Annotated in this window: 25 protein-coding genes; 13 read left to right on the top strand and 12 right to left on the bottom strand. The window is 71.1% G+C overall.

Annotation, left to right across the window (positions count from 1 at the left end):
- Nucleotides 1-162 precede the first annotated feature (162 nt).
- From A4R43_RS14585 to A4R43_RS14570, 4 genes are all read left to right on the top strand, one after another.
- Nucleotides 163-1,755: an ATP-binding protein gene (locus tag A4R43_RS14585; protein WP_236809003.1), complete on the top strand. Its 1,593-nt coding sequence runs from the start codon at nt 163-165 to the stop codon at nt 1,753-1,755.
- Nucleotides 1,752-2,423, top strand: a complete 672-nt coding sequence (locus tag A4R43_RS14580; RefSeq protein WP_113692830.1) for a response regulator — start codon at nt 1,752-1,754, stop codon at nt 2,421-2,423. Before A4R43_RS14585 ends, A4R43_RS14580 begins: the two co-directional genes overlap by 4 nt.
- Nucleotides 2,424-2,504: 81 nt before the next feature.
- Complete coding sequence (locus A4R43_RS14575; protein WP_113697598.1) at nt 2,505-3,008, top strand: SigE family RNA polymerase sigma factor; 504 nt, start codon at nt 2,505-2,507, stop codon at nt 3,006-3,008.
- Nucleotides 3,005-3,949: an LCP family protein gene (locus A4R43_RS14570; RefSeq protein WP_113692829.1), complete on the top strand. Its 945-nt coding sequence runs from the start codon at nt 3,005-3,007 to the stop codon at nt 3,947-3,949. Before A4R43_RS14575 ends, A4R43_RS14570 begins: the two co-directional genes overlap by 4 nt.
- 17 nt (nt 3,950-3,966) lie before the next feature.
- Here the strand turns inward: A4R43_RS14570 and A4R43_RS14565 are convergent, their stop codons facing one another.
- The 9 genes from A4R43_RS14565 to A4R43_RS14525 all read right to left on the bottom strand — a co-directional run bounded on the left by A4R43_RS14565 (nt 3,967) and on the right by A4R43_RS14525 (nt 15,610).
- A complete protein-coding gene (locus A4R43_RS14565; RefSeq protein ID WP_113692828.1) occupies nt 3,967-5,370 on the bottom strand; it encodes a beta-N-acetylhexosaminidase in 1,404 nt (467 codons plus the stop codon).
- Nucleotides 5,367-6,275: a carbohydrate ABC transporter permease gene (locus A4R43_RS14560; RefSeq protein ID WP_113692827.1), complete on the bottom strand. Its 909-nt coding sequence runs from the start codon at nt 6,273-6,275 to the stop codon at nt 5,367-5,369. The genes A4R43_RS14565 and A4R43_RS14560 overlap by 4 nt, the downstream gene beginning before the upstream one ends.
- A complete protein-coding gene (locus tag A4R43_RS14555; RefSeq protein WP_113692826.1) occupies nt 6,272-7,231 on the bottom strand; it encodes a carbohydrate ABC transporter permease in 960 nt (319 codons plus the stop codon). The genes A4R43_RS14560 and A4R43_RS14555 overlap by 4 nt, the downstream gene beginning before the upstream one ends.
- 7 nt (nt 7,232-7,238) lie before the next feature.
- The gene (locus A4R43_RS14550) at nt 7,239-8,534 is read right to left on the bottom strand and encodes an extracellular solute-binding protein (RefSeq protein WP_113692825.1); all 1,296 of its coding nucleotides are present in this window, start codon (nt 8,532-8,534) and stop codon (nt 7,239-7,241) included.
- A 220-nt stretch (nt 8,535-8,754) separates the two neighbouring features.
- Nucleotides 8,755-9,960: a DDE-type integrase/transposase/recombinase gene (locus A4R43_RS14545; RefSeq protein ID WP_236808802.1), complete on the bottom strand. Its 1,206-nt coding sequence runs from the start codon at nt 9,958-9,960 to the stop codon at nt 8,755-8,757.
- Nucleotides 9,961-10,128: 168 nt separating this feature from the next.
- Nucleotides 10,129-11,253: a lactonase family protein gene (locus A4R43_RS14540; RefSeq protein WP_113692824.1), complete on the bottom strand. Its 1,125-nt coding sequence runs from the start codon at nt 11,251-11,253 to the stop codon at nt 10,129-10,131.
- 53 nt (nt 11,254-11,306) lie between these two features.
- A complete protein-coding gene (locus A4R43_RS14535; protein WP_113692823.1) occupies nt 11,307-12,704 on the bottom strand; it encodes a GntP family permease in 1,398 nt (465 codons plus the stop codon).
- Nucleotides 12,701-14,299 (bottom strand): N-acyl-D-amino-acid deacylase family protein, encoded by a 1,599-nt coding sequence (locus A4R43_RS14530; RefSeq protein WP_113692822.1) that lies wholly within the window; start codon nt 14,297-14,299, stop codon nt 12,701-12,703. Before A4R43_RS14530 ends, A4R43_RS14535 begins: the two co-directional genes overlap by 4 nt.
- A gap of 9 nt (nt 14,300-14,308) precedes the next feature.
- Entirely contained in the window at nt 14,309-15,610 is a 1,302-nt protein-coding gene (locus tag A4R43_RS14525; protein WP_236809211.1) for an amino acid deaminase, read from the bottom strand.
- A gap of 150 nt (nt 15,611-15,760) precedes the next feature.
- Between A4R43_RS14525 and A4R43_RS14520 the strand changes: the two genes are divergently transcribed.
- From A4R43_RS14520 to A4R43_RS14510, 3 genes are read left to right on the top strand one after another with little or no spacing between them, the layout of a single operon-like run.
- Nucleotides 15,761-16,705, top strand: coding sequence for a sugar kinase (locus A4R43_RS14520; protein WP_236809209.1), 945 nt, complete (start codon nt 15,761-15,763; stop codon nt 16,703-16,705).
- Nucleotides 16,702-17,463: an IclR family transcriptional regulator gene (locus tag A4R43_RS14515; protein WP_113692819.1), complete on the top strand. Its 762-nt coding sequence runs from the start codon at nt 16,702-16,704 to the stop codon at nt 17,461-17,463. Before A4R43_RS14520 ends, A4R43_RS14515 begins: the two co-directional genes overlap by 4 nt.
- A 5-nt stretch (nt 17,464-17,468) precedes the next feature.
- Nucleotides 17,469-17,855, top strand: a complete 387-nt coding sequence (locus A4R43_RS14510) for a RidA family protein (protein ID WP_113697597.1) — start codon at nt 17,469-17,471, stop codon at nt 17,853-17,855.
- Between the two features lie 68 nt (nt 17,856-17,923).
- Here the strand turns inward: A4R43_RS14510 and A4R43_RS14505 are convergent, their stop codons facing one another.
- Genes A4R43_RS14505 through A4R43_RS14495 form a run of 3 tightly spaced genes read right to left on the bottom strand, consistent with a single transcriptional unit; the run spans nt 17,924 to nt 20,003 of the window.
- On the bottom strand, nt 17,924-18,922 hold the full coding sequence (locus tag A4R43_RS14505; protein ID WP_113692818.1) for a 1-aminocyclopropane-1-carboxylate deaminase: 999 nt from the start codon (nt 18,920-18,922) through the stop codon (nt 17,924-17,926).
- Nucleotides 18,922-19,572: a GntR family transcriptional regulator gene (locus A4R43_RS14500; protein ID WP_236809001.1), complete on the bottom strand. Its 651-nt coding sequence runs from the start codon at nt 19,570-19,572 to the stop codon at nt 18,922-18,924. The genes A4R43_RS14505 and A4R43_RS14500 overlap by 1 nt, the downstream gene beginning before the upstream one ends.
- A gap of 56 nt (nt 19,573-19,628) precedes the next feature.
- Nucleotides 19,629-20,003: a DUF1844 domain-containing protein gene (locus A4R43_RS14495; protein ID WP_113692817.1), complete on the bottom strand. Its 375-nt coding sequence runs from the start codon at nt 20,001-20,003 to the stop codon at nt 19,629-19,631.
- A gap of 222 nt (nt 20,004-20,225) precedes the next feature.
- Here A4R43_RS14495 and infC point away from each other — a divergent pair, with 222 nt between their 5' ends.
- The 6 genes from infC (at nt 20,226) to pheT (ending at nt 26,122) form a co-directional block, all read left to right on the top strand.
- Nucleotides 20,226-20,849 (top strand): translation initiation factor IF-3, encoded by a 624-nt coding sequence (gene infC / locus A4R43_RS14490; protein WP_113692816.1) that lies wholly within the window; start codon nt 20,226-20,228, stop codon nt 20,847-20,849.
- A 74-nt stretch (nt 20,850-20,923) separates the two neighbouring features.
- Nucleotides 20,924-21,118, top strand: coding sequence for a 50S ribosomal protein L35 (rpmI, locus tag A4R43_RS14485; RefSeq protein WP_113692815.1), 195 nt, complete (start codon nt 20,924-20,926; stop codon nt 21,116-21,118).
- Nucleotides 21,119-21,180: 62 nt separating this feature from the next.
- A complete protein-coding gene (gene rplT, locus A4R43_RS14480) occupies nt 21,181-21,561 on the top strand; it encodes a 50S ribosomal protein L20 (RefSeq protein ID WP_113692814.1) in 381 nt (126 codons plus the stop codon).
- A 44-nt stretch (nt 21,562-21,605) separates the two neighbouring features.
- Nucleotides 21,606-22,391, top strand: a complete 786-nt coding sequence (locus A4R43_RS14475; RefSeq protein ID WP_236809000.1) for a TrmH family RNA methyltransferase — start codon at nt 21,606-21,608, stop codon at nt 22,389-22,391.
- A 138-nt stretch (nt 22,392-22,529) separates the two neighbouring features.
- A complete protein-coding gene (gene pheS / locus A4R43_RS14470; RefSeq protein WP_113692813.1) occupies nt 22,530-23,597 on the top strand; it encodes a phenylalanine--tRNA ligase subunit alpha in 1,068 nt (355 codons plus the stop codon).
- Nucleotides 23,597-26,122 carry a phenylalanine--tRNA ligase subunit beta gene (gene pheT, locus A4R43_RS14465; RefSeq protein WP_113692812.1) on the top strand — a complete coding sequence of 842 codons (2,526 nt, stop codon included), beginning with the start codon at nt 23,597-23,599 and terminating at the stop codon, nt 26,120-26,122. The genes pheS and pheT overlap by 1 nt, the downstream gene beginning before the upstream one ends.
- The last annotated feature ends 1 nt before the right edge of the window (nt 26,123 follow it).

Below are 26,123 nucleotides of genomic sequence, written 5' to 3'. Positions count from 1 at the left end.
CCGGCGGTGGTCGTCGGTGATGATGGCACCGTTGCCTCCAAGTTGCGTCAAGGTTTCCGGTGACTATGCGGACCCTGGTGAGCGGGGTCACGGTTGTGTTCATTTCGTTCACGAACCGCGCCACATCGACGCCCCGCGCGGCGGGTGTGCTGGTATGTGGGCGTGTCGAACCGGTGGAGCCTCGCGCGTCAGCTCCTGCTCGTGCAGGTGGTGCTGGTGGCGGCGCTGGTCGGTGGCGGGGTGACACTGGCCTATGTGGACGCCGAGCGCGCCACCGAGGACCGCGCGACCGAGGAGGTCACCACGGTGGCGGTCACCGTGGCGGACTCGCCGAGCGTGCGGACCGCGGTGCTGGGCCCGGATCCGAGCGCGGAGCTGCAGCCGTTCGCCGAGCGGGTGCGCGCGGACACCGGGGTCGACTTCATCACGATCATGGACACCGGCGGCATCCGCTACACCCACCCGAACCCGGCGCTGATCGGGCAGCCGTTCGTCGGCAACACCGCGGCCGCGCTGCGGGGCGAGGTGCTCACCGAGACCTACACCGGCACGCTGGGGCCGTCCAAGCGCGTGGTGGTGCCGGTGACCGCCGAGCCGGGGCGGGTGATCGCGCTGGTCAGCGTCGGCATCACGGTCAGCACGATCAGCGCGGAACTGCGTGAGCGGGTGGTCACCGTGCTCGCGGTGGCCGGGCTGGTGCTGGCGGTCGGGCTCGCGGGCAGCCTGCTGGTGGCCGCGCGGCTGAAGCGGCAGACGCGCGGGGTGGCGCCCGCCGAGCTGAGCGCGATGTTCGACTACCACGAGGCGGTGCTGCACGCCGTGCGCGAGGGCCTGGTGCTGATCGACTCGCGCGGGGTCATCGCGTTGATCAACGACGGCGCGCGGACGCTGCTCGGCCTGCCGGAGGACGTGCAGGGCACGCCGGTCGCCGAGACCGGGCTGCCGGAGGAACTGGTCGCGGCGCTGCTGTCCGGGGAACCGCGGTCGGACGAGATCCACGTGACCGACACCGGGGTGCTGCTGCTCAGCGCGCAGCCGGTGCGCTCGCGTGAACGGTCGCTCGGCAGCGTGGTGACCATTCGCGACCACACCGAGCTGCAGACGCTGACCGGCGAGCTGGACACCGTGCGCGGGTTCGCCGAATCGCTGCGGTCGCAGGCACACGAGTCGGCGAACCGGCTGCACACGGTGGTTTCGCTGGTGGAGATGGGCCAGCCGGAGGAGGCGGTGCGGTTCGCCACGGCCGAGCTGGAGGTCGCGCAGCAGCTCACCGACCAGGTGGTCGGCGCGGTGTCGGAGCCGGTGCTCGCCGCGCTGCTGCTGGGCAAGGCCGCCGAGGCGAGCGAGCGCGGTGCCGAGCTGACGCTCACCCCGGACACCGCGATGGACGCGGGCACCGGCGGGGTGGACACGCGTGATCTGGTGACCATTCTCGGCAACCTGGTGGACAACGCGATCGACGCCGCGATCGCCGGAGCCGGGAACGGCAGGCCCACGGTTTCGGTCACCGTGCGCCAGGAGGACGGGGAACTGCTGTTGCGCGTGGCCGACACCGGTCCGGGAATCGATCCGGAGAGCGCCGAGCAGGTGTTCCGGCGGGGCTGGTCGAGCAAGCCGGCCGACGGGCCCGCCGGGCGCGGGCTCGGGCTCGCGCTGGTCGGCCAGGCGGTGCGCCGCCACGGCGGCACGATCGAGGTCTCGCGTGACGTCGGCGCGGTGTTCACCGTGCGCCTGCCCCAGCGGGGTGAGCGGTGATCCGCGTGCTGGTGGTCGAGGACGACCCGGTGGTGGCCGAGGCGCACCGGCGTTACGTCGAGCGCGTCGCGGGCTTCACCGTGGTCGCGGTCGTGCACTCCGGCGGGGACGCGTTGCGGGCCTGTGAGCGCATGCCGGTCGACCTGGTGCTGCTGGACTTCTTCCTGCCGGACAGCCACGGCCTCGCGGTGTGCCGGGCCCTGCGTGCCGCCGGGGTCGCGGTGGACGTGATCGCGGTGACCTCCGCGCGCGACCTGGCGGTGGTGAAGGCGGCGGTGTCCGTCGGCGTGGTGCAGTACCTGCTCAAGCCGTTCACCTTCGCCTCGCTGCGGGAGAAGCTGGAGCGGTACGCGCGCTTCCGCGACCGGTTCACCGAATCCGGCGAGGTCAGCGGGCAGGCCGACGTGGACGGGGTGCTGGCCACGCTGCGGGCCCCGGACCACCACGCGCTGCCCAAGGGCATGAGCGCGCAGACGCTGGAGGCGGTCACCGAAGCGCTGGCCACCGCGGCCGAGGGCCTGTCGGCGGGTGCGGCGGCCACCGTGGTCGGCGTGTCGAGGGTGACCGCGCGGCGGTACCTGGAGTACCTGGCCGACAGCGGGCTGGCGCGGCGGGAACCGCACTACGGGCAGGTCGGCAGGCCGGAGGTCTGGTACCGCCCGGCATGAGCTGGGTCACACCGTTCAACAAATGCGGGTTCCGGCGGGGTTTCCCGTGCGCCCAGTTCAACCAGGCAGAAGGGAGCTGTGGTGCCGGACGGGTTCGACCAGTTCGCCGCCGATCGGCTCGATCGGCTGCTGCGGTACGCCACCGCGGTGACCTGCGACCGCCACCTCGCCCAGGACATCGTGCAGGACGTGCTCCTGCGCGTGCAGCGCCGCTGGTCCCGGATCGAGCAGATGGACGCGCCGTACCTCTACGTCAAGCGCATGGTCACCAACGAGTACCTGTCGTGGCGGCACCGCCGGGCGGCACGGGACATCGCTTCCTCGCAGCGCACGCTCGACGCGCTGACCCCGCCGGTCGGTGATCCCGCGGTGCGGCACGCCGAGCGCGACGCGATGCGCGCCAGGATCGCGGTGCTGCCGCGCCGCCAGCGCGCGGCGCTCGTGCTGCGGTTCTACGAGGACTGCACCGACGCCGAGATCGCCCAGGTGCTCGGCTGCACGGAAAGCACCGTGCGCAGCCACATTTCCCGCGCGCTGGGCACGTTGCGCGCGGGTGCCCGTCTTCCCGCGGAGGTGACGCGATGAACGAGGAACAGCTGATCCGCCAGGCGATCGCCGACGAGGCGGCGCAGGCGGCCCCGGCCGAAGAGGTGCTGGCCGGGCTGCGCAACCGCCGGCCGCGCCGCCCGGTGCTGCCGGTGGCGGTGGCCGGGCTGGCGGCCGCCGCGGCGGTGGTGGCGACCGTGGTGGCGGTGCGGCCGTACGCCGATCCGGCCGCTCCGGTGGCCGCCGCACCCACCGCGACCGACGTGCTGCTGGTCGGCGCGGACGAAGGCGGGCGTGCCGACGCGATCGTGCTGACCAGGCTCGGCGCGGACGGGGTGGTGCGCGGGGTTTCGCTGCCGCGTGACATCGGGGCCGGCGAGTCGACGCTGGGCCAGACCTTCGCCACCCGCGGCATCGACGGCCTCACCGCCGCGGTGGAGGAGCTGACCGGGGTGCGGCCGGCCCACCACGCCGTCGTCGACATGGCGGGGTTCGCCCGGCTGAGCGACGCCGTCGGCGGGGTCGAGGTCTGCTTGCGGAACGCGACCAGCGATCCGCGCTCCGGCGCGGCGTTCCCGGCCGGTACGCAAACGCTTTCAGGGGAGCGGGCGCTGGCTTTCGTGCGTCAGCGGATGGGGCTGCCCAACGGCGACCTCGACCGCACCGCCCGGCAGCGCGCCTTCCTGGGCAGCCTGGTCGGCAAGCTGTCGCAGTCCACTATGGACAAAGCGGAGCTGGTGAAACTGGTGCAGGGCGACGTGCGGACCGATCCCGGCTGGGACGTGGCGGAGTTCGCCACGCGGGTGCGGGCCGCCGGCGACCTGGCGGTGGTTCCCGCCGAGGAGGTCCAGGTGGAGGGGGGCAGGTCGCTGCTGGTCGCCGATGCCGCCGAAACGAAGTCCTTTGTGGACGGAGTGCTGGGCGGTGGGCGGCCGGGCGGCCCTGGCGGCCCGGCCGCGGGCCCGTCCTGCGTGGACTGAGCAGGCGTGCACGCTGCTCAGCGCGGGCGGCCCGGCACCCCGGGCCGCCTCTGCCACGGGTGCGGGCCGTCCAGTGCGCGGTATTCGACACCGAGCGCGTCCAGCCGGGGCAGGTGCGCCTCGGCTAGCCGCGCGGAGAACTCGCCGAAGTCACGCGGACCCGAGGACCAGACGACCTCGGCGAACGCGCACAACCGCGGGAAAACCGCGTAGTCCACGCGCCGCACCGAATCCAGGTGCTCGGTCCACACCTGCGCCTGCGCGCCGAGGATCCGCGGCCGCGCGTCCTCGGGCAGGTCCGCCGGATACGGCTCGTAGGCGTAGAAATCCGCCAGCGTGCGCAGGAAACCGACCGGGATCGGCTCGTCGGGGTGATCGGCCTGCCGGTGGTCGAGGTAGACGTGCTGCTCGGGGCACATCACCACGTCGTGCCCCGCCTTGGCCGCGACCACGCCGGCTTCCTCGCCCCGCCACGAGCCGATGATCGCCGAGGTGGCGGGCTTGCCGTCGAGGATCTCGTCCCAGCCCAGCGCCCGCCGTCCCCGGCTTTCCAGGTGTTCGATCATCCGGTCCACGAACCACGCGTGGCGCTCGGTCGCGCCGGGCACCTCGTCCCCGCCGATCGCGATGACCTCGCTGGGAAAGATCTCCAGCACCGCGTCCAGCACCCGGCGATAGAAGTCCACAGTGGACTCCTTCGGGTCGAGCAGGCGCGGGTTGACCCCCCACGAGGTCCACACCTCGACCGGCTCGCCGGTGCCCAGCTCCGGGTAGGCCGCGATGGCCGCCTGCGAATGCCCCGGCACGTCGATCTCCGGCACCACGGTGATGTGCCGCTGCGCCGCGTAGGCGACGATCTCCCGCAGGTCGTCGGTGGTGTAGAAACCGCCGTGCGGCCGCCCGTCGCGCTCCGGCCCGTCGTGCCTGCCCACCATCGACCCGTGCCGCCAGCCGCCGACCGAGGTCAGCCGCGGGAACTCCGGGATCTGCACCCGCCAGCCCTGGTCGTCGGTCAGGTGGAAGTGCAGCACGTTCAGCTTGTGCGCGGCGAGCAGGTCAATGAACCGCAGCACCTCCGCCTTGGTACGGAAGTTGCGGGCCACGTCGAGCAGGCAGCCGCGCCAGGCGAACCGCGGGTGGTCGGTCACCACCCCGCACGGCACCGGATCCGGGGCGAACCCGGCGGCGCGGAACGCCGACGGCCCGCGCAGCTGCCGCAGCGTCTGCTCACCGTAGAACCGGCCCGCCGCGTCCGAGGCGCTGAGCGTGATCGCTTCGGGCGTGATCTCCAGCCGATACCCCTCGGGCGGGATGGTGCCGTCCTCGCGATGGGTCACGGTGTCCACAGTGGACGTGCCAGTCGATGGCTCGATCGAGACCGGCCGGGGGAGCAGGCCGCGCAGTCCATCGAAGCCGGTCATCCCTTCACCGCCCCCGCCATGCCCGAGACCAGCTTCCGCTGCACCAGCAGGAAGAAGACCAGCACCGGAATGGTCATCAGCGTGGAACCGGCCATGATCGCGCCCCAATCGTTTTCCTCCGGCTTGAAGAACACCAGGATGCCCAGCGGCAGCGTCTGGTTGCTGGTGTCGGAGATGATGAAGGTCTTGGCGAACAGGAAGTCGTTCCAGGCGTGGATGAACGACAGCACGCTGGTCGCCACCAGGCCCGGCGCCACCAGCGGGAACAGGATCTGCCAGGTGAACCGGAACCGGCTGGCGCCGTCCACGGTCGCCGCCTCCTCCAGCTCGGCGGGCACCGCGGCGACGAACCCCCGCAGCATCCAGATCGCGAACGGCAGGGTGAAGGCCAGGTGCACCAGCACCAGCGAGCCCAGCTCGTTCAGCCCGAACGCCGGTGCCACGTCACCGACCGAGCGCATCAGGAAGAACAGCGGAATGGTCAGCGCCTCGATCGGCACCATCTGCGCCACCAGCAGCATCACCAGCAGCACCGTGCGGCCCTTGAACCGGAACCGGGTCAGCGCCACCGCGGCCAGGAAGGACAACAGCATCGACAGCGCGACCACCACCACCGCGACGATCACGCTGTTGACGAAGTACCGGCCCAGCCCCGCCGAGGTCAGCACCCGCTCGAAGCTGTCGAAACTGGGGGAGAAGGTCCACGGCCGCGGGTTCGCCGACTGGATCTCACCGGCCGGCTTGAGCGCCGAGAGCACCATCCAGTACAGCGGGAAGGCCACGATCCCGGCCACCACCACGGTGATGATCTCCGCGACCAGCCTGCCGGTGCGGCGGGGCCGCCGCCGTTTCGGGGCGCGTGCCGGGGTGTCCGCCACCGGCGGCGCGGTCGCCGTCGCCGTCATATCAGCCCCGCTTCCCGTTTCTGCGACCGGACGTAGAGCGTGGTGATGGACAGCAGGAGCAGCGTCATCACCACCCCGATCGCGGCGCCGAGGCCGTAGTCGGCCCCGGCGAAGGCTTCCTGGTAGGCGTAGACGTTGAGCACCAGGTTCCGCCCGGCCAGCCCGCCCCCGTTGGTCATCACGTAGATCTGGGTGAACACCTTGAAGTCCCAGATGATCGACTGGATGGTGGCGATCATCAGCACCGGGCGCAGGATCGGCAACATCACCGAGGTGGCGATGCGCGTCCACGACGCACCGTCCAAAGTGGCCGCTTCGAGCACCTCCTCCGGGATCGCCTTGATCCCGGCGTACATGGTGATCATCACGAACGGGAAGGAGCACCAGATCACCTCGGCGGCGACCAGGCCGAACGCGCTGTAGGTGTCGAAGGTCCACGAGTGCCGGGCCATCGATTCGAAGCCCAGCCCGGACAGCACCTCGTTGACCAGGCCGAAGTCGGTGTCGAACAGGAACAGCCAGATGTAGGACCCGGCCAGCGCCGGGGTCGCCCACGCGCCGAGCGCGGCGATGAACAACAGCATGCGCGGCACCGCGCGCACCCGGCTGGCCAGCACCGCGAGCGTGGTGCCGACCACCAGGCTGCCGATGACGCAGACCGCGGCGAAGCCGACCGTCTTGGCCAGCACCGTCCAGAACTGCGCCTCGCCGAGCAGCTTGGTGTAGTTGCCGAACCCGACGAACTCCAGCGGCGCCCGGCCGGCCGCCTGCGCCTGGCCGTAGTCGTAGAATGAGATCAGCACCAGCTGGTAGATCGGGTAGGCCAGCACCGCGAGCAGCAGGACCGCCGCGGGCAGCAGGTAGATCGCGGCCGCCCGCCCGTCACCGCGGTTGCGGGACGGGCGGGCGGCGCCACCACGGGGTGGGGTCGTGACCGGGAGGATCTGCGTCGCCATCGGGCCCCTACGAACCGAACGCGTTGTTCATGCGCTCGCTCGCCCCGGCCAGCGCGCCGTCGATGTTCTGCTCCCCGGTGACGATCTGCTGCACCGCGGTGGGCAGGATCTTCTGGGCGTCGATCTTGGACCAGGCCGGGGTGGCGGGCACGAACCTGCTGCCAGCGGCCACCGTGTCGGTGAACGGCTTGAGGAACGGGTCGGAGGCGGCCAGCTGGCGCTGCACGCTGCCGAGCGTGGGCAGGTTCCCCATCGCGGTGTACATCTTGGCCTGGTACTTGGCGTTGCCGAGGAGCTGGGTGAACTGCACCGCCAGCGTCTTGCGCTTGGTCGCGCCGAACACGCCGAGCAGGTTGCCACCGGCGAACGTCGGCGCGATCGAGCCGGGGTCCTTGCCGGGCAGCGGCACCACCGCGTACTTGTCCTTGAGGCCCTCTTCGACGGCCTTGCGGTTGAAGTCACCGCCGACGGTCATGCCCGCCTTGCCGCCGGAGAAGGCCTGCACGCTCTGGGTGCCGGTGAGGTTGGCGCACTGCTCCGGCGGGCAGATGTCCGGCTTGATCAGGTCGGCGTAGGCCTGCACGCCGGCCTTGGCCTCGGCCGAGGTGAGCGAGGCGGTCCAGCGCTCGCCGTCCTGGCGGGCGATCTCACCGCCGTTGGCCCACAGGAACGGCAGCATCGCGTAGGTGTACTGCCCGCCGACCGAGATGCCGTACAGGTCGGGCTTCGCCTGGCGGATCTTGCGCGCGGTCTCGGTCAGCTCGGCGATCGACTTCGGTGGCTGCAGGCCGAGCTCGGTGAACACGTCGGTGCGGTAGTACAGCGCGCGGATGCCGGTGAACCACGGCAGGCCGTAGACCTTGCCGTCCACCTTCGCCGTGTCGAGCACGTTCGGCAGCAGGTCGGCGCCCTCGGACCAGTTCTGGATGTCCGCGGTGAGATCGGCGAAGGCGCCGGTCTCGGCGTAGCTGGCCGCGTCGGTGTTGCCGAACTCGGCCACGTCCGGCGCGTTGTTCGGGTCGTTGAAGGCACCGGAGAACTTGTCGGCGCGGCCTTCCACGGCCACCCACTGCACCTCGACCTTGACGCCGGGGTGCGCGGCCTCGAACTCCGCGATCGCCTCGTTCACCACGGCTTCCTTGGGCTGGCGCTTGGCCTCGTCGAACAACCACACGCGCAGCGGGCCGGTCTGCTCGTCGCCGCCCTCGGCCGGGCCACTGGACTGGGTGGGCGCGCAGGCGGAGGCGGTGAGCCCCGCCGCCAGCGCCACCGCCGCGACCACGCGGCTGAGTCTTCTGTTCATCAAGCACTCCGTTGCACTATTCGCAATGGGCGTTTCGCTATTAGCAACGAATCGTAGGACTGTGCTCGCGCCCACACAAGGGTCTAGACCACCCGGAGCGATTCCGTGACGAGCCGCCGTTGACCATCAGAAGGACACGAATGTGGCTTTGGGGGCCGATTCCGCCCTGTCGTGTCTCGGGAGATCTGTCGCAGTGTTGTCTCGGTTGTTGTGACACATGTTAGGCGGCGGGGGTGAGGGTGCCTTGCCAGTCTTTGGTGTGGTCGAGGTGGGTGTGGCCGATGGGGTGGCCGTGGCTGGTGTAGGCGGTGATCCGGTCGCCGTCGCGGATGATGGTGATGGTGTTGCCGGTGTGTTCGCGGCCGATGAGTAGGCGTTTTCGGTGTCCGAGATAGATGGTGCCGAGTTTGCTGACGGTGAGCCGGTGGATGGTGGCGTCGGTTTGGACGGGCGGGTGGGTGGGGCCGCCGTGGTGTTCGGCGTGGGTCCAGGCGTGGTGCGGGGTGTGGCGGCCGAGCGCGCTGTGCCCGCGGCGGGTGTTGTAGTAGTCGCGGTAGGTGTCGAGCAGTGTTTGCAGGCTGGTCAGGGTGGTTGGTGGGTGGGGTTGGCGAGCCAGCCATTTTTTGAGGGTTTGATGGTGGCGTTCGACTTTGCCGCAGGTTTGCGGGTGGTAGGGGCTGGAGTGGATCAGGCGGGCGCCGGTGGTGGTGACGGTGCGGGCGAACTGGGTGGGGCCGGCGTGTGGGTGCCGGGGATGGGCGGTGAAGGCGGGGCCGTTGTCGGAGAGCACGATCGCGGGTGGGCCGTGCTCGGTGAACGCGGCACTGATCGCGGTGCAGGCCGCCGCGGCGGTTTCCGACCGGGCTGCCTGGCAGGCCAGCAGCATGCGGGTGCAATCGTCGAGCACATCGAAGACCACGGCCTTGCTGCCGTCGGCGAGCACGATCTCGGTGGCGTCGATCTGGTAGCAGTCCCGGGGCCGGGCATAGCTGAACCGCCGCCAGGACGACCGCGGCCGTTTACGGGGGTTGCTGACCAGCAGGCCTTTCCGGTCCAGGACGCGGTTGATCGTGGCCCGCGACGGCACCGGCCAGCCCTGTCCCGCCCAGTCCCGCTCGGCCGCGAGCACCTCGAGCCGGTCATGGATGAAATCCGCGCCGTTGTCCGGCGCCAGTTCCTGGCGTAACCGCACGATCTGAGCCACCACCGGCTCCGCGGTGGCGTGCGGGACAGTGACCGGACGCCGGGACCGAGGGCTCCACTGTCCCTCGGCCCGGGCCCGTTCCCGATGCCGGTAAAACGTGCGCCGGTCAACACCGTTGACCCGGCACCACTCCGACACGTTCCCGACATCAGCCCCCGCAGCCACCACCGCATCCATCAGATGCATCATCGCCCGTTTCCGCGCCATGGCCAGCCACCACAACGCCGTCCAGGCAACAGACCCCGCAGCATCACCCACCCAGGGTGTGTCACTTGCTCAGAGACACAACCTGTGTCACATCAGCTGAGACTGAACAGGGCCGATTCCGCCCCGAAAGCCACATTCGTGTCCGGCAGCCTTCAGGCGACCTCTACGGAATCACACGGTCAGTCACCGGAAGAGCACAAAGGCGACATGGTTGACCGCCAGCGAGCCCGCCGGCTTGCCCAGCAGGCCGGTCGCCGGGTCGCGCGGTAGCCAGGTCACCGTGTTCGAGCGCTGGTTCGCCACGTAGACCCACCGCTCCGACGGGTCGAGCGTGAAGTGCCGCGGCCAGGCGCCCCCGGTGGTGGCGTTCTCGCCGATCCGCTTGATTTCCGCACCACCCGCGCCGACGCCGAAGGTGGCGATGGTGTCCTCACCGCGGTTGGAGGCGTAGACGAACCGGCCGTCCCGCGAAATCGCGATCTCCGCCGGGTACTGCGGTGCCGGAGCGGTCGAGGGCACCGTCGGCACCACGGCCCCGGCGGTCAGCTTGCCCGCGCTCGCGTCCCAGGCGGCGACGGTGATCTCCGCGCGCAGCTCACCGAGGATGTAGGCGTACCTGCCGTTGGGGTGGAACACCAGGTGCCGCGGCCCGGCCCCCGACGGCAGCTTGAGCTGCTGGTGCTGCGTGAGCTTCCCGGTGCCGGTGTCCAATTTGTACACGTACACCGAGTCGGTGCCCAGGTCCACCGCGACCACCCACCGGCCGCTGGGATCGGTCACCACCTGGTGCGCGTGGGCCTCGCGTTCCCCGCCGGTGTGCTTGACCACATCGGTCGGCGGACCCGCCTGGCCGCTCTGGATCGGCAGCACCGACACCGTGCCGTCGGTGTAGTTGGCGGTCAGCACGAACTTCCCGCTCGGGTGCACCGAAAGGTGCGTGGTGCCCGCGCCGCCGACGGCCTGCGTGCCCAGCACCTTCGGCGGGTTCCCCGCGCTCAGCGTGGTCACCCGGCCGTCCGGCACCAGCTCGTTGGTCGAGTACAGCTTGTCCTTCCACGCCGCCAGCCACGACGCGTCCGGCACGCCCGGCACGGTCGCGCCCAGCTTCAGCGCCGGGCCGCTGCCCCGCGTGGCCACCTGCAGGCCCACGCCGGGCGGCTCGCCCCAGGTGGTGTAACTGCCCAGGTAGACCACGCACCCCGCCCTTTCCGTGCTCGCGGCCGCGCGGCCGGTGAGCATGCCGGTCATGCCGACGGCGCTCGCCGCACCGACGGCCCCCAGGAACTTCCGGCGATCGAACCCAGCCATCCATCCACTCCTTCAGTTGTGGTGAAACAGTTGTGGCGGTTTCGGGTACTGCGTCAGACGAACGCCATGATCAGTGCGGCAACGGCGAAACCGGCGACCGAGAGCACGGTTTCCAGCACTGTCCACGTTTTCAGGGTGTCGGCCACCGAGATGCCGAAGTAGCGCGAGACGATCCAGAACCCGCCGTCGTTGACGTGCGAGGCGATGATCGACCCGGCCGCGATGGCCACCACCAGCAGCGCCAGCTGCACCTGCGAATAACCCAGCTCGGTGACCGTCGGCGCGATGATGCCGCTGGTGGTCACGATGGCCACGGTGGCCGAGCCCTGCGCGATCCGCATGCCGCAGCTGATCACGTACGCGGCCAGGATCACCGGCAGCCCGGCGTCGTCCAGCGAACCGGCCACCGCCTTGCCGATGCCGGTGGCCGAGAGCACCGCGCCGAAGAACGCGCCGGCGCCGACCACCAGCAGGATCATCGCCACCGGCCGCAGCGCGGTGGCCGACAGCTCGCTCAGCTGCTTGCCGGTCATCCCGCGCCGGGTGCCCAGCAGCCACGACGCCAGCAGCACCGCGATGGTCAGCGCCACCGCCGGTGTGCCGATGAAGGCGGCGATGCCGGACAGCGTGGTGGACTCCTTGGGCAGCCAGATGCTGCCGAACGTGCCGACCAGGATCAGCACCAGCGGCACCGCGATGATGAACGCGACCAGCCCGAGCGACGGCGGGTTCTCGTGCTCGTCGTCGCCGTTCTCCACCAGCATTTCCTCGGGCACCGGCAGCACGATCTTCTTGCCGATCCACGACGAATACACCACGCCGCCGATGAACCAGGCGGGCAGCCCGCAGATCGCGCCCATCAGGATGACCCAGCCCAGGTCCACACCGAGCAGCCCGGCCGCGGCCACCGGGCCGGGGTGCGGCGGCAGGAAGGCGTGCGTCACCGAAAGGCCGGCGAGCAGCGGCATGCAGTACAGGATGATCGACTTGCCGCCCTGCTTGGCGGCCACGTAGACCAGCGGCGCCAGCACGAAGATGCCGATGTCGAAGAACACCGGGATGCCGAAGATCAGCCCGGCCACGCCCATCGCCAGCGGTGCGCGCTTCTCCCCGAAGGCACGCAGCAGCGAGGAGGTGAGCACCCTGGCGCCGCCGGAGCGTTCCAGGATCGCGCCGAGCAGGGTGCCGAGCCCGATGATCGCCGCGATGTGCCCGAGAATGCCGCCGAAACCCTTTTCCAGCAGGGAATCCGAGGCCTTCTGCGCGGACCCGACCAGGGTGCCCACCGGCACGCCGGCGGCCAGCGCGGTGAGCAGGCCCACCACGATCAGCGCGATGAACGGCTCGAGCTTGAGCTTGATGATCGACAGCAGCAGTACCGCGATGGAGAGCGCGGCGAGGGTGAGCAGGCCGGCCGTGGAGTGCTGCAGCCAGTCGATGAATCCGGTCATGTGGTCGTGCTTTCTCGCTTGCGGAGTGAGTGCCCGGACAGCGCCCCGGTGGCGCGGCCGTCGTCGATCGCGGCGACCCCGTTGACGAAGACGTGCGGAATGCCGTGAGCCTGCTGCCGGGGTTCGTCGAAGGTGGCGGTGTCGGCGACCGTGTCCGGGTCGAACAGCACCAGGTCCGCCGCGTATCCCTCGCGCACCAGGCCGCGATCGGCCAGCCGCAGGCGCTTCGCCGCGCGCCCGGTGAGGTGCGCGACGCAGTCGGCGAGGTCCAGCACGCCCAGTTCGCGGACGTACCTGGCGAGGTAGCGGGGGAAGGTGCCCCAGGCACGCGGGTGCGGGCGCGCGCCGACGAGCAGGCCGTCGCTGCCGCCGGTGTGCGTGACGTGCCGCATGATCGCCTGCACGTTCTCCTCGTGCCCAACGTGCATCAGGCACGAGGTGCCCAGCCGCTCGGAGATCAGCACGTCGAAGTACAGCTCGGCGGCGGGCCGCCCGGCACGCCGCGCGGATTCGGCCACGCTGTGCCCGACGAGGTGCGCGTTGTCCGGGTTGCGCACGCCGTTGATCTCGATGGCCTCCCAGTCGATCGGCACGCCGTGCGCGCCGTCCGAACCGGTTTCCTCGATCTCGACGCGGATCCGCTCGCGGAGGCCCGCGTCGGCCAGCCGGTCCAGCGTCGCCTCCAGGCCGCCTTCGGCCGACCAGCTCGGCAGCAGCGCGGACAGATAGGTGGCGCCCGGCAGGTACGGATAGGTGTCGAGCGAGATGTCGCAGCCGTCGGCGAGCGCGTCGTCCAGCAGCGCCAGCAACTCCGGCGCGCGGCCCTTGTTCACCGAGAAGTTCATCGTGGCGTGCGCGAGGTGCAGCGGGCAGCCCGACCGCCGCGACACGTCGACCATCTCGGCGAAGGCCTCCAGCGCACCCGCGCCGTAGCTGCGGTGGTGGGGGCTGTAGTAGCCGCCGTGCGCGCCGACCACGGCACACAGCTCGACGAGTTCCTCGGTGCTCGCGTACATGCCCGGGGTGTAGGTCAGGCCCGACGACATGCCGACCGCGCCTTCGGCCAGCCCGGTGACCAGCAGCTCGCGCATCCGGTTCAGCTCGTCCTCGGTGGCGGGCCGGTCGTCGAAGCCGACCGCCAGCATGCGCACCGAACCCTGCGGGATGAGGTACGCGGCGTTCACCGCGATGCCCTGGTCGAGCCGGTCGAGGTACTCGCCGACCGAGCGCCAGTTCCAGTCGAAGCCCGGCGGGTCGTCGTTCCACCCGGCGAGCTGGGCGCGCAGCGCGGCCAGCGTCGAGTCGTCGACCGGGGCGTAGGACAGCCCGTCCTGGCCCAGCACCTCGGTGGTCACGCCCTGCGACACCTTCGCGAGGTGGTCCGGCTGGGCCAGCACCTGGATGTCCGAATGGGAGTGCATGTCGATGAAGCCGGGGGAGAGCACCAGGCCGTCGGCGTCGAGCGTGCGGCGCCCGCTGAGGGAGCCGGGCGCGCCGATCGCCGCGATGCGGCCGCCATCGACGCCGACGTCACCGGGTTCGATGGGGGCGCCGGTGCCGTCGGCGATCCACGCGCCCCTGATCACGAGTTCCATGAGCCGCCCTCAGAAGTAGGTCCGGACGAAGTCGACGACCGTGCGGCCGTCGGCGGCCACCACCGGGATGAGCGGCCACTTGTCGAACACCGTGCACGGGTGCGACAGGCCGAGCCCGATCCAGTCGCCGACCGCGACCGGCGAACCGGGCGGCAGCGAGAGGAAGGCGTGCTGGTCGTTCATCGCGGTGATGGTGTGGCCGCTCAGCGCGTCCACGCGGTCGTCGGGACCGCGCCGCAGCTGCGGTTCGGGCAGTCCTTCGTCGAAGGACGCGTCGCGCTTGCCGATGGTGAGCAGCGCCAGTTCGCCCGACGGCTTCGAGGTCACCAGCGCCCAGGCACGCAGCGCGGACCGGAACGGCTCGGCGCCGGTGGTGCGCGGGTGCTCGCCCAGTGGGGAGATGCCGCGGTAGAAGCCGTCGTCGTGGGTGAGGTAGGCGCCGCTGCGCAGCACCGGGCGGATGGTGAGCCCGTCCGGCCAGCCGGTGGTGATGCCTTCGGCGACCTGGTCGAAGTACGCGCTGCCGCCCGCGGTCACGATGATCTCGTCCACGTCGGCGAACAGGCCGCGCCCGTGCAGGTCGACGGTCAGCGCACGCAGATCGTCCACATAGGACTTCACCCGGGCCTGGGACGCCTCGCTCGCGTCGTGGGCGAGTGCGCCTTCGTACCCGCCGACCCCGGCCAGCCGCAGCGCCGGGCTGGCGTGCACGGCTTCGGCGACGGCGAGCGCGGTGGCCTGGTCGCGGGCGCCGGTGCGGCCGCCGTCGGCGCCCAGCTCCACCAGCACGTCCACCGGTCGCGTGCCGGTCAGCGCGGCGTTCATCCGCGTCACGCCCTCGGTCGAATCGACCCAGCAGGTGAACTCGAAGCCGGGGTCGGCGTCCAGCTCGGCGGACAGCCAGCGCAGCGCGGCCGGGTCCACCAGCTGGTTGGCCAGCAGGACCCGGGAGACGCCGAACGCGCGGTAGACCCGCAGCTGGCTCGCGTTCGCCGCGGTGATGCCCCACGCGCCGTGCTCGATCTGCCGGGCGAACAACGCGGGCGCCATCGTGGTCTTGCCGTGCGGGGCCAGCTCGACCCCGTGCGCGGCGCACCACTTCGCCATCTCCCGCAGGTTGTGCGCGAGTGCCGCCTCCTCGAGCACCACGACCGGGCCGAGGAAGCCGTCGGCGAACAGGTCCGGTTCGGCCGCCGCGGCGTCACCGATCCGGCGGCCGGACAGCGCGGCCGGGATCGACTTGAATCGCCAGTCGAGGGTTTCGTTCCGGGCGCTTTCCAGCGCGGCCTCGTTGATCTCGCAGCTCACCAGCCAGCCTCCAAGCGTTGCATATGTTGCAACGGGCGTTGCGCATATTGCGTGGCATAGGTGTAGCATCCGGGTCGCGACTGGTCAACGGCGAGAAAACGCGGGGAGTCGGGTTTGTCCAACCTGCCGGAAGTGCTCTGCATCGGCGAGTCGATGGCGCTTTTTGTCCCTGGTGAAGCCGGGCCGCCGCACCGCGTGCGGTCCTGGCAGCGCACGATCGGCGGTGCGGAGTCCAATGTGGCCTGCCACCTCGCCGCGCTCGGCCTGCGCAGCCGCTGGGCCAGCGCCGTCGGCGACGATCCGTTCGGGCGCGCGCTGCTCGAGGAGATCGCGGCCGCGGGGGTGGACGTCGGCGGTGCCGTCGTCGATCCGGCGCGGCCGACCGGGTTGTACGTCAAGGAGAGCAGCTCCGGCGGCAGCCCGGTGCGCTACTACCGGTCCGGTTCGGCGGCTTCGGCGATGGGCCCGGACCTGCTGCGGAACCTCGACCTCGGCGCGGTCGGCGTGATCCACCTGAGCGGGATCACGCCCGCGCTGTCGGCTTCCTGCGCCGAACTCGTGCGCGCGGTGCTGGCCCTGCCGCGGGCGGGCACGCGGGTCTCGTTCGACCTGAACTTCCGCCCGGTGCTGTGGTCCGGCCGCGATCCCGCCGCCGAGCTGACCGCGCTGGCCCGGCGGGCCGACGTGGTGCTCGCGGGCGACGACGAAGCCGAAATCGTCTGGGGGAGCGGCGATCCCGGTGTGCTGCGCAAGCGCCTGCCCGAGCCCGAGACGCTGGTGATCAAGCACGGCGCGCGCGGCGCGACCCTGCTCGAAGGCGATCGCGAACCGGTGTTCGCGCCCGCGCTGAAGGTGGACGTGGTCGAGCCGGTCGGCGCCGGGGACGCCTTCGCGGCCGGTTTCCTCGCCGCCACCCTGCGCGGGGCGGACCCGCTGACCCGGTTGCGGTCCGGGCACCTCCAGGCGGCATCTACGCTGCGCACGCACGACGACGTGGGGCCGCCGCTGCCCCCCGGGGTGGTCGCCGAACTGCTCGCCGCCGACGAGCGGGCCTGGGCGGCGACCCGGCTGACCGACGAAGGAGTGGTGCGCGCATGAGCCAGAGCCTGGACCGGGCGCTCATCGTGCTCGCGGGGCTGGCGAAGGAGCACAAGACCCTCGACCAGCTCGCCGAGGAGGTCGGCGTGCACAAGTCGACCGTGCTGCGGTTGCTGCGCACCCTGGAGCAGCACCACTTCGTCCGCCGCGACGGCACGCGGTACTACCGGCTCGGCACCGCGTTGTTCGACCTGGCCAACCAGGCGCTCGAAGGCTACGACGTGCGCCGCGCCGCGCAGCCCGCGCTCGCCGCGCTCAACGCGCGCACCGGGCACACCGTGCACCTCGCCAGCTACGACGACGGCGAGGTGGTCTACATCGACAAGTACGAGGGACGGCATTCGGTCCGGATGTACTCGCGGGTCGGCAAGCGCGCGCCGCTGCACTGCACGGCGGTCGGCAAGGTGCTGGTCGCCTCGTTCCCGCCGGACCGGCGGCATGAGGTGGCTCACCGCGTGGACTACGTGCGGCTGACCGCGAATACGATCACTTCGGCAGCCGGGTACCTGGCCGAGCTGGAGCAGGTGGAGCGCCGCGGGTACGCGGTGGACAACGCCGAGCACGAGGACTTCATCCACTGCATCGCCGCCCCCGTGCGCGGGGCGGGCGGCGAGGTGCTGGCCGCGGCCAGCCTTTCGGTGCCGAAGGTGCTGCTGGACTACGACGGACTGCTCGCGCTGGTACCGGAACTGGTGTCGGCCGCCGAGGAGGCGTCCATCCACAGTGGATGGACGGGAGCGAGGAACACGGAAGGATGAAGCACATGGGCAAGGTCGCGATCAGCACGGAGAACGCCCCGACGCCGGTGGCGAACTTCGCGCAGGCCGTTCGCAAGGGGAACATCCTGCAGCTGGCCGGCCAGGTCGCCTTCGAACCCGGGACGAACAAGATCGTCGGGGATTCGGTCGGCGAGCAGACCCGGCAGACGGTCAAGAACCTGACCGCGGTGCTGGAGGCGGCCGGGGCGAGCTGGGACGACGTGGTGATGGTGCGGGCCTACCTGACCGACACCGGGCACTTCGCCGAGTTCAACGAGGTCTACAACGAACTGATCGGCGGCGAGCCGTTCCCGGCGCGCACCACGGTCTACGTCGGCCTGCCCGCCGGCCTCCTGGTCGAAATCGACGTCCTCGCCGTCATCGGGGATTGATCCCGTGTCACGAATGTGGCTTTCGAGACGTTTCGCGTCCCGAAAGCCACATTCGTGACACCTTCCGGTCAGGGAAGTTCGCTGTACGCGCTCAACGCGGGCTGCCCGCCCAGGTGCGCGTAGAGCACCGTCGAATCCCGCGGGATCTCCCCGCGTGAGACCAGGTCGATCAGCCCGGCCATCGACTTGCCCTCGTACACCGGGTCGGTGATCATCCCCTCCAGCCGGGCCGCCGTGCGCATTGCGTCCACAGTGGACTCGTCGGGCACGCCGTAGATCCCGGCGTGGTACCGCTCGTCGAGGATCACCTCGTCCGGCTCGCGCGGGGTGCCGATCAGCTCGGCCGTCGCCTTCGCGATCCGGCCCACCTGCGCCCGGGTTTCCGCGGGCTTCGCCGAGGCGTCGATGCCGACGATCCGGCGCGGCCGCTCGCCCAGCGCCGCCCCGGCGATCATGCCCGCCTGCGTGCTGCCGGTCACCGAGCAGACCACGATCGTGTCGAAGTACACGCCGAGTTCCCGTTCCTGCGCCTCGACTTCCCGCATCCAGGTCGCGAAGCCGAGCCCGCCCAGCCGGTGATCCGATGCACCCGCCGGAATCGCGTACGGCTTGCCGCCACGCGCCGCGATCTCGGCGATCGCCTGCTCCCAGCTCTCCTTGAACCCGATGCCGAACCCGGCGTCGACCAGCCGGACGTCGGCGCCCATCAGCCGCGACAGCTGGATGTTGCCGACCCGGTCGTAACCGGGGTCCTTCCAGTCCACCCAGCTTTCCTGCACCAGCACGGCGTTCAGCCCGGTGCGCGCGGCGGCCGCGGCCACCTGCCTGGTGTGGTTGGACTGCACGCCGCCGATCGAGATCAGCGTGTCCGCGCCGCTCGCCAGCGCGTCGGCGACCAGGTACTCCAGCTTGCGGGTCTTGTTGCCGCCGTACGCGAGCCCGGAGTTGACGTCCTCGCGCTTGGCCCAGACCTCCGCCCCGCCGAGGTGCCGGGTGAGCCGGTCCAGCCGGTGCACCGGCGACGGGCCGAACAGCAGCGGGTGGCGGGGGAAGTCGGCAAGTGGCATCAGGTTTCCTCTCCGGCGTCCATCAGGTCGCCGAGTTCGGCCCAGATGCGGCCGGTGATCCGGACGGCTTCGCCGGTGTCACCCGCCGCGCAGGCGTCGATGAGCTGTTCGTGCCGCCGCACCGAGCGGTGCGCGGGCAGGCTGGAGAACCGCGCGCGCTCGAGGCGGCGCAGGAGCGGGGTGTAGCGGTCGAGCGTTTCGGCGACCGCGCGGTTCCCGCAGGCTTCCACCGGTACGTCGTGGAACTCGTCGTCCGCCTCGATCGCCGCGTCGACGTCGCGGGCTTCGACCGCCGCCGCGAACTTCGCGTTTGCGGCCCGCATCCGGTCCAGGTGCACTGGCCCGAGCCGGGCCGTGCGCACGGCGAACTCGTGCAGCACGCGGGTCAGCTGGAGCGCGTCGCGCACGTCGTCGCTCTCCAGCGGCGCGACCCTGGTGAAGCTCTGCGGCTTCGATTCGACCAGGCCCTCGGCGGTCAGCCTGGTCAGCGCCTGCCGCACCGGCGCGCGGGAGAGTCCCAGCTCCGCGGCCAGGTCGTGCTCGCGCAGCTGCTGCCCCGGCGCCAGCTCCCCGGTGATGATCGCGCGGCGCAGGAGTTCGTACGCCTCGTCGCGCAGCAGCACACGCCGGACCGGCTTCAGGGCACTCATATCTAACATGTTAGCTGTCGGAAAACGGGACCGCCAGGGTCCCTGCCGGGTGTGACTCAGTGCACGGGGCCGGTGTACTTCTCGCCGGGCCCCTGGCCGGGCGCGTCCGGCACGGCCGACGCTTCGCGGAAGGCCTTCTGCAGCGACTGCAGCCCGTCGCGCAGCGGGCCGGCGTGCGCGCCGAGGTACTCCGCCGACGACGTGACCAGCCCGGCCAGCGCGGTGATCAGGCGCCGCGCCTCGTCGAGGTCGCGGCGCGGGCTGGTGTCCGGGTCCTCGTCGGCGAGGCCGAGCCGCTCGGCGCCCGCCGACATCAGCATCACGGCGGCGCGGCTGATCACCTCTACACTGGGAATGGTCTCGAGCTCGCGGATGCCGTCGGCGTCCGTTCCGGGGGAATTCTGAGGCTGGTGTCCAGCGTTGTCCGACACGTCTGGTACCCTTCCACGAGCGACCAGCCCCCGAGTGATCGGGGGCGGCAAGTGGAGCCCCGCTCCCACCCGCGTCGCCGCTCGAGGCGGCCGGGTCCGGTCTCGCGAAACGGCACGACCCACCTCGGGCGTGGCCGTCGCGAAGGCAGCCGACCTCGTGTCGGCGGTCGATCGGATGAGGGCCCCGCGGCCGCACCCAGTGCGGAAGCCGGGGCCTTTGGTATGTGGGCACCAGGTCGAACGAGCAGAGCAGAACATTACTCGGACCAAGGAGGCCCCATCAGCTCCGAGACGCGCATCAACGAGCGCATCCGCGTTCCCGAGGTCCGGCTGGTCGGACCCAACGGGGAGCAGGTCGGCATCGTCCGCATAGAGGACGCACTCCGGCTCGCCCAGGAAGCGGACCTGGACCTCGTCGAGGTCGCCCCGCAGGCACGGCCGCCGGTAGCCAAGCTCATGGACTTCGGGAAGTTCAAGTACGAGAGCGCCCAGAAGGCCCGCGAGTCGCGCCGCAACCAGCAGCTGACCGTCATCAAAGAGCAGAAGCTGCGCCCGAAGATCGACCAGCACGACTACGAGACGAAGAAGGGCCACGTGTCCCGCTTCCTCGCAGCCGGCAACAAGGTCAAGGTCACGATCATGTTCCGTGGCCGGGAGCAGTCCAGGCCGGAGCTCGGCTTCCGGCTGCTGCAGAAGCTGGCCGACGACGTCCAGGAGCTCGGCTTCGTGGAGTCCTCGCCCAAGCAGGACGGCCGCAACATGATCATGGTGCTGGCGCCGCACAAGAACGTGAAGCCGCAGAAGGCGAAAGCCAAGGAAACCGAAGCCGAAGCCGCGGATTCCTGACCTCGCCCGCTCGGGCCGGCACAGTCAGCAGCACACCGAGATTTCGGTGTGCTGCCGCACGAAAGAGGATGAAAATGCCCAAGAACAAGACGCACAGCGGGACGTCCAAGCGAGTCCGCGTCACCGGCACCGGCAAGATCCGCCGTCAGAAGGCCGGCCGCCGTCACCTGATGGAGAAGAAGGCCAGCAAGGTGACCCGCCGCCTCGAAGGCACCACCGAGCTGGCCAAGGCCGACGTCAGCCGCGTCAAGCGCCTCCTCGGCCGCTGACCGCACTTGCTCTGAACACCCCCGGGGCGTGATTCGCCCCCCGAGATCGACAGGATGGACCCGTGGCACGCGTCAAGCGGGCGGTGAACGCCAAGAAGAAGCGTCGCACAACTCTCGAACTGGCCAGTGGTTACCGCGGTCAGCGCTCCCGGCTGTACCGCAAGGCCAAGGAGCAGACGCTTCACTCCCTGAACTACGCCTACCGGGACCGCCGTGCCCGCAAGGGTGACTTCCGCCAGCTGTGGATCACCCGGATCAACGCGGCCGCCCGGGCCAACGGCGTGACCTACAACCGCTTCATCCAGGGCCTCAAGGCCGCTGGTGTCGAGGTCGACCGCAAGATCCTCGCGGACCTCGCGGTGAACGACGCCGCCGCCTTCACGGCGCTGGCCGAGCTGGCCAAGCAGCACGTGACCACCGGCGAAGAGAAGAAGTCGGCCTGAGCACCACCGGCGTGAACCAGCGACCCGGGGACGGTCCCCCCGCCTTGGCGGGGCACAGGACCCCCCGGGTCGTTGCTGCGCGCAGGCTCACTTCGCGGTCCGGCCGCACCGAGGCCGGCCGATTCCTCGCCGAGGGCGCCCAGGCGGTCCGCGAGGCGCTCACGCACGGGACCGTGCACGAGCTGTTCGCCACCGAAGCGGCCGCCGCCAAGCACCCCGAACTGGTCACCCGAGCGGCGGAATCCGGTGCGCGGATCTCCTCGATCAACCAGCGTGCCGCCGAAATGCTCTCGGAAACCGTTTCACCGCAAGGGCTTGTCGCGGTCTGCGAGCTGGTCGACGTACCGCTCGCCGACGCGCTGTCCGGTTCGCCGCGACTGGTCGCCGTGCTCGCGGGCATCGCCGACCCCGGCAACGCGGGCACCGTGCTGCGGGTGGCCGACGCCGCCGGCGCGGACGCGGTGATCTTCGCCGGGGACGCCGTCGACCCGCACAACGGCAAGTGCGTGCGTGCCTCCACCGGCAGCCTGTTCCACCTCCCGGTGGCGCGCGAGCGTGATGTCGCCACCGCGATCGAGGCGTGCCGGGCTGCCGGCCTGCGGGTACTGGCCGCCGACGGGTACGCCGAGGCGGGCCTGGACTCCGCCGACGACCTGGCCGAGCCGTCCGCGTGGGTGCTCGGCAACGAGGCGCACGGCCTGCCCGCCGAGGTGCTCGCGCTCGCCGACCGGGGCATCCGGGTGCCGATCTACGGCAAGGCCGAAAGCCTCAACCTGGCCACCGCCGCGGGTTTGTGCCTCTACGCCAGCGCACTCGCCGCGCACCGCTGACCAGCCGCCTTGTTGATCTTTCAAGAAATCAGCTTTGAGCAGGGGTTAGCCGTCGGCGCGATTCGCCGGTCACCTAGACTCTGCGGCTGAATGTGCACGTGCGCCCGCGAACCCGTCCCGAGTGGACGCCGAGGAGCTATGTCCGAAGCCAACAACAGCCAGGAGCCGGCCACCGCCGACGCGCTGGCCCCGGAAACCCTGCAGGCCGCCGTCAAGTCCGCGGACACGGACTTCGCCGCGGCCGCGGACCTCGACGCCCTCGCCGCGTGCAAGCCGGCGCACCTGGGTGACAACTCCCCGCTGATGCTGGCCCGGCGGCAGATCGGCGGCCTGCCCAAGCAGGAGAAGGCCGAGGCCGGCAAGCGGGTCAACGAGGCACGCCAGGCCATCCAGGGCGCCTTCGACGCGCGCCGCGCCGCGCTGCAGGTCGAGCGGGACGAGCGCGTGCTGCGTGACGAGGCCGTCGACGTGACGCTGCCGTGGGAGAAGGTCGCGCCCGGCGCCCGGCACCCGATGACCACGCTCGCCGAGCGGGTGGCCGACGTGTTTGTCGGCATGGGCTACGAGGTCGCCGAGGGTCCCGAGCTGGAAGCCGAGTGGTTCAACTTCGACGCGCTGAACTTCGGCAAGGACCACCCCGCGCGGCAGTTGCAGGACACCTTCTACGTCGGCCCGGAGGACTCCGGGCTGGTGCTGCGCACGCACACCTCGCCGGTGCAGGCCAGGACGCTGCTGCACCGCGACCTGCCGGTCTACGTGGTCTGCCCCGGCCGCACCTACCGCACCGACGAGCTGGACGCCACGCACACGCCGGTGTTCCACCAGGTCGAGGGCCTCGCGGTGGACAAGGGCATCACCATGGCCCACCTCAAGGGCACGCTGGACGCCTTCGCGCGCGCCATGTTCGGCGAGCGCTCGAAGACCAGGCTGCGCCCGCACTTCTTCCCGTTCACCGAGCCGTCCGCCGAGGTGGACGTGTGGTTCGAGGAGAAGAAGGGCGGCCCCGGCTGGGTCGAGTGGGGTGGCTGCGGCATGGTCAATCCCAACGTGCTGCGGGCCTGCGGGGTCGATCCCGAGGTCTACTCCGGCTTCGCCTTCGGCATGGGCCTGGAGCGCACCCTGCAGTTCCGCAACGGCATCCCGGACATGCGCGACATGGTCGAAGGCGACGTCCGGTTCACCCTTCCCTTCGGAACGGAGGCGTAGTGCGAGTTCCCGTCAGCTGGCTGACCGAGCACCTCGAACTCGGTGAGGGCGTCGGGCCGCAGGAGCTGGTCGACGCCTTCGTCCGGATCGGCATCGAGGTCGACGCCGTGCACCCGCTCGACGCGGTCACCGGTCCGCTGGTGATCGGCCGCGTGGTCGAGATCGAAGAGCTCACCGAGTTCAAGAAGCCGATCCGGTTCTGCCGGGTCGAGGTGGGCGAGGAGCACGCGCCCGAGGACACCGGCGAGGAGCCGGACCCGTCGGCGATCAAGACGCGCGGCATCATCTGCGGCGCCTCGAACTTCAACGAGGGCGACCTCGTGGTGGTGGCGCTGCCGGGCGCGGTGCTGCCCGGCGGCTTCGCCATCGGCTCGCGCAAGACCTACGGCCGGACCAGCGACGGCATGATCTGCTCGGCGCGTGAACTGGGCCTCGGTGACGACCACAGCGGCATCCTGGTGCTGCCGCCGGGCACCGCGGGCCCCGGTGACGACGCCGCCGAGGTGATCGGCCTCTCCGACACCGTGCTGGAGCTGGCGCCGACCCCCGACCGCGGTTACGCGCTGTCCATCCGCGGCCTGGCCCGCGAGCTGTCGAACGCCTTCGACGCGCCGTTCGGCGACCCCGGGCTGAGCGAGATCCCCGGTGCCGAGGGCGAGGCCTGGCCGGTCCGCATCGAGGACCCCGAAGGCTGCTGCCCGCGGTTCGTGCTGCGCCGGGTCACCGGGCTGGACGCCTCCGCGCCGACGCCGTGGTGGATGCGCCGCCGCCTGATGCTGGCCGGCATGCGGTCGATCTCGCTGGCCGTGGACGTGACGAACTACGTCATGCTGGAGCTGGGCCACCCGCTGCACGCCTTCGACACCACCGCGATCCAGGGTGAGCTGGTCGTCCGCCGGGCGAAGCCGGGCGAGAAGCTGACCACGCTGGACGACGCGGAGCGCGAGCTCGACTCCGACGACATCGTCATCGCCGACGACTCCGGCGTGATCTCGCTGGCGGGCACCATGGGTGGCGCCAGCACCGAGATCACCCCGGAAAGCACCGACGTGCTGCTCGAAGCCGCGCACTGGGATCCGCCGTCGATCAGCCGGACCGCGCGGCGGCACAAGCTGTTCTCCGAGGCCGCGAAGCGGTTCGAGCGGTTCACCGACCCGCAGCTGCCGCCGGTGGCGGTGGAGCTGGCGGCGCGGCTGCTGCGCCAGTACGGCGACGGCCGCATCCAGCCGGGCCGCACCGACGCCGGTCAGCTGAAGCCGGTCGCCGAGATCACCATGCCGATCAACCTGCCCGACAAGGTGGCCGGCGTGCGCTACGACCGCGGCGTCACCGCGCGGCGGCTGAGCCAGATCGGCTGCAAGGTCGGCATCGCCACCTCCGACGACGGCACCGCGCTGGTCACCGCCGTGCCGCCGAGCTGGCGCGGTGACCTGGTGCAGCCCGCCGACCTGGTCGAGGAGGTGCTCCGGCTCGAGGGCTACGACAGCATCCCGTCCGAGCTGCCGACCGCGCCGGCCGGTGCCGGGCTGACCGAGGCGCAGCGCCGTCGCCGCACGGTTTCGCGTTCGCTCGCCGCGGCGGGTTACGTCGAGGTGCTGCCCTTCCCGTTCGTCGCGAAGTCCACTTGGGACGCCTTCGGGCTGCCCGAGGACGACGTGCGCCGCCGCGCGGTGAAGGTGCTCAACCCGCTGGAGTCCGAAAAGGACGAGCTGGCCACCTCGCTGCTGCCCGGCCTGCTGGAAACGTTGCAGCGCAACGTTTCCCGCGGCTTCCGCGACGTCACCCTGTACCAGATCGGCCAGGTCGTGCTGCCCGCCGAGAAGCCGGCCGCCATGCCGCGGCTCGGTGTCTCGGCGCGTCCCGCCGACGAGGAGCTGGCCGCGCTGGAGGCCGCCGTGCCCGCGCAGCCGGTGCACGTCGCCGTGGTGCTGACCGGTCACCGCGAGCGCCCCGGCTGGTGGGGCGAGGGCCAGCAAGCCTCGTGGGCGGACGCCGTGCAGGCGGCCCGCACCGTCGCCGCCGCGGCCGGTGTCGAGCTGGAGGTGCGCTCGGCGGACCTGCTGCCGTGGCACCCCGGCCGCTGCGCCCGGCTTTTGGTCGGCGACTGGCCGGTCGGGCACGCCGGTGAGCTGCACCCGAAGGTGGTCGAAGCCCTCGGCCTGCCCAAGCGCACCGTGGCCATGGAGCTCGACCTCGACGCGATCCCGCTGCTGGAACGCCGCCCGGCGCCCGCGGTGTCGCCGTACCCGCCCGTGCTGCTGGACGTGGCACTGGTCGCCGACAGCTCGGTGCCCGCGGCCGAACTGGCCGAGACCCTGCGCCGTGGTGGTGGCGAACTGATCGAGGATGTCTCGCTGTTCGACACCTACACCGGCGAGCAGGTCGGTGCCGGCAAGCGCTCCCTCGCCTACAAGCTGCGGTTCCGCGCGCCGGACCGCACGCTCAAGGTCGAGGAGGCCACCGCCGCCCGTGACGCCGCGGTCGCGGCGGCCGCCGAACGCTTCGGGGCCACCCTGCGCGCCTGAT

It is taken from the genome of Amycolatopsis albispora, assembly GCF_003312875.1.
In the GTDB taxonomy this organism is placed as follows: domain Bacteria; phylum Actinomycetota; class Actinomycetes; order Mycobacteriales; family Pseudonocardiaceae; genus Amycolatopsis; species Amycolatopsis albispora.
Note: the sequence above shows the minus strand (reverse complement) of the source record. Positions and strands in the feature narration are given on the sequence as shown.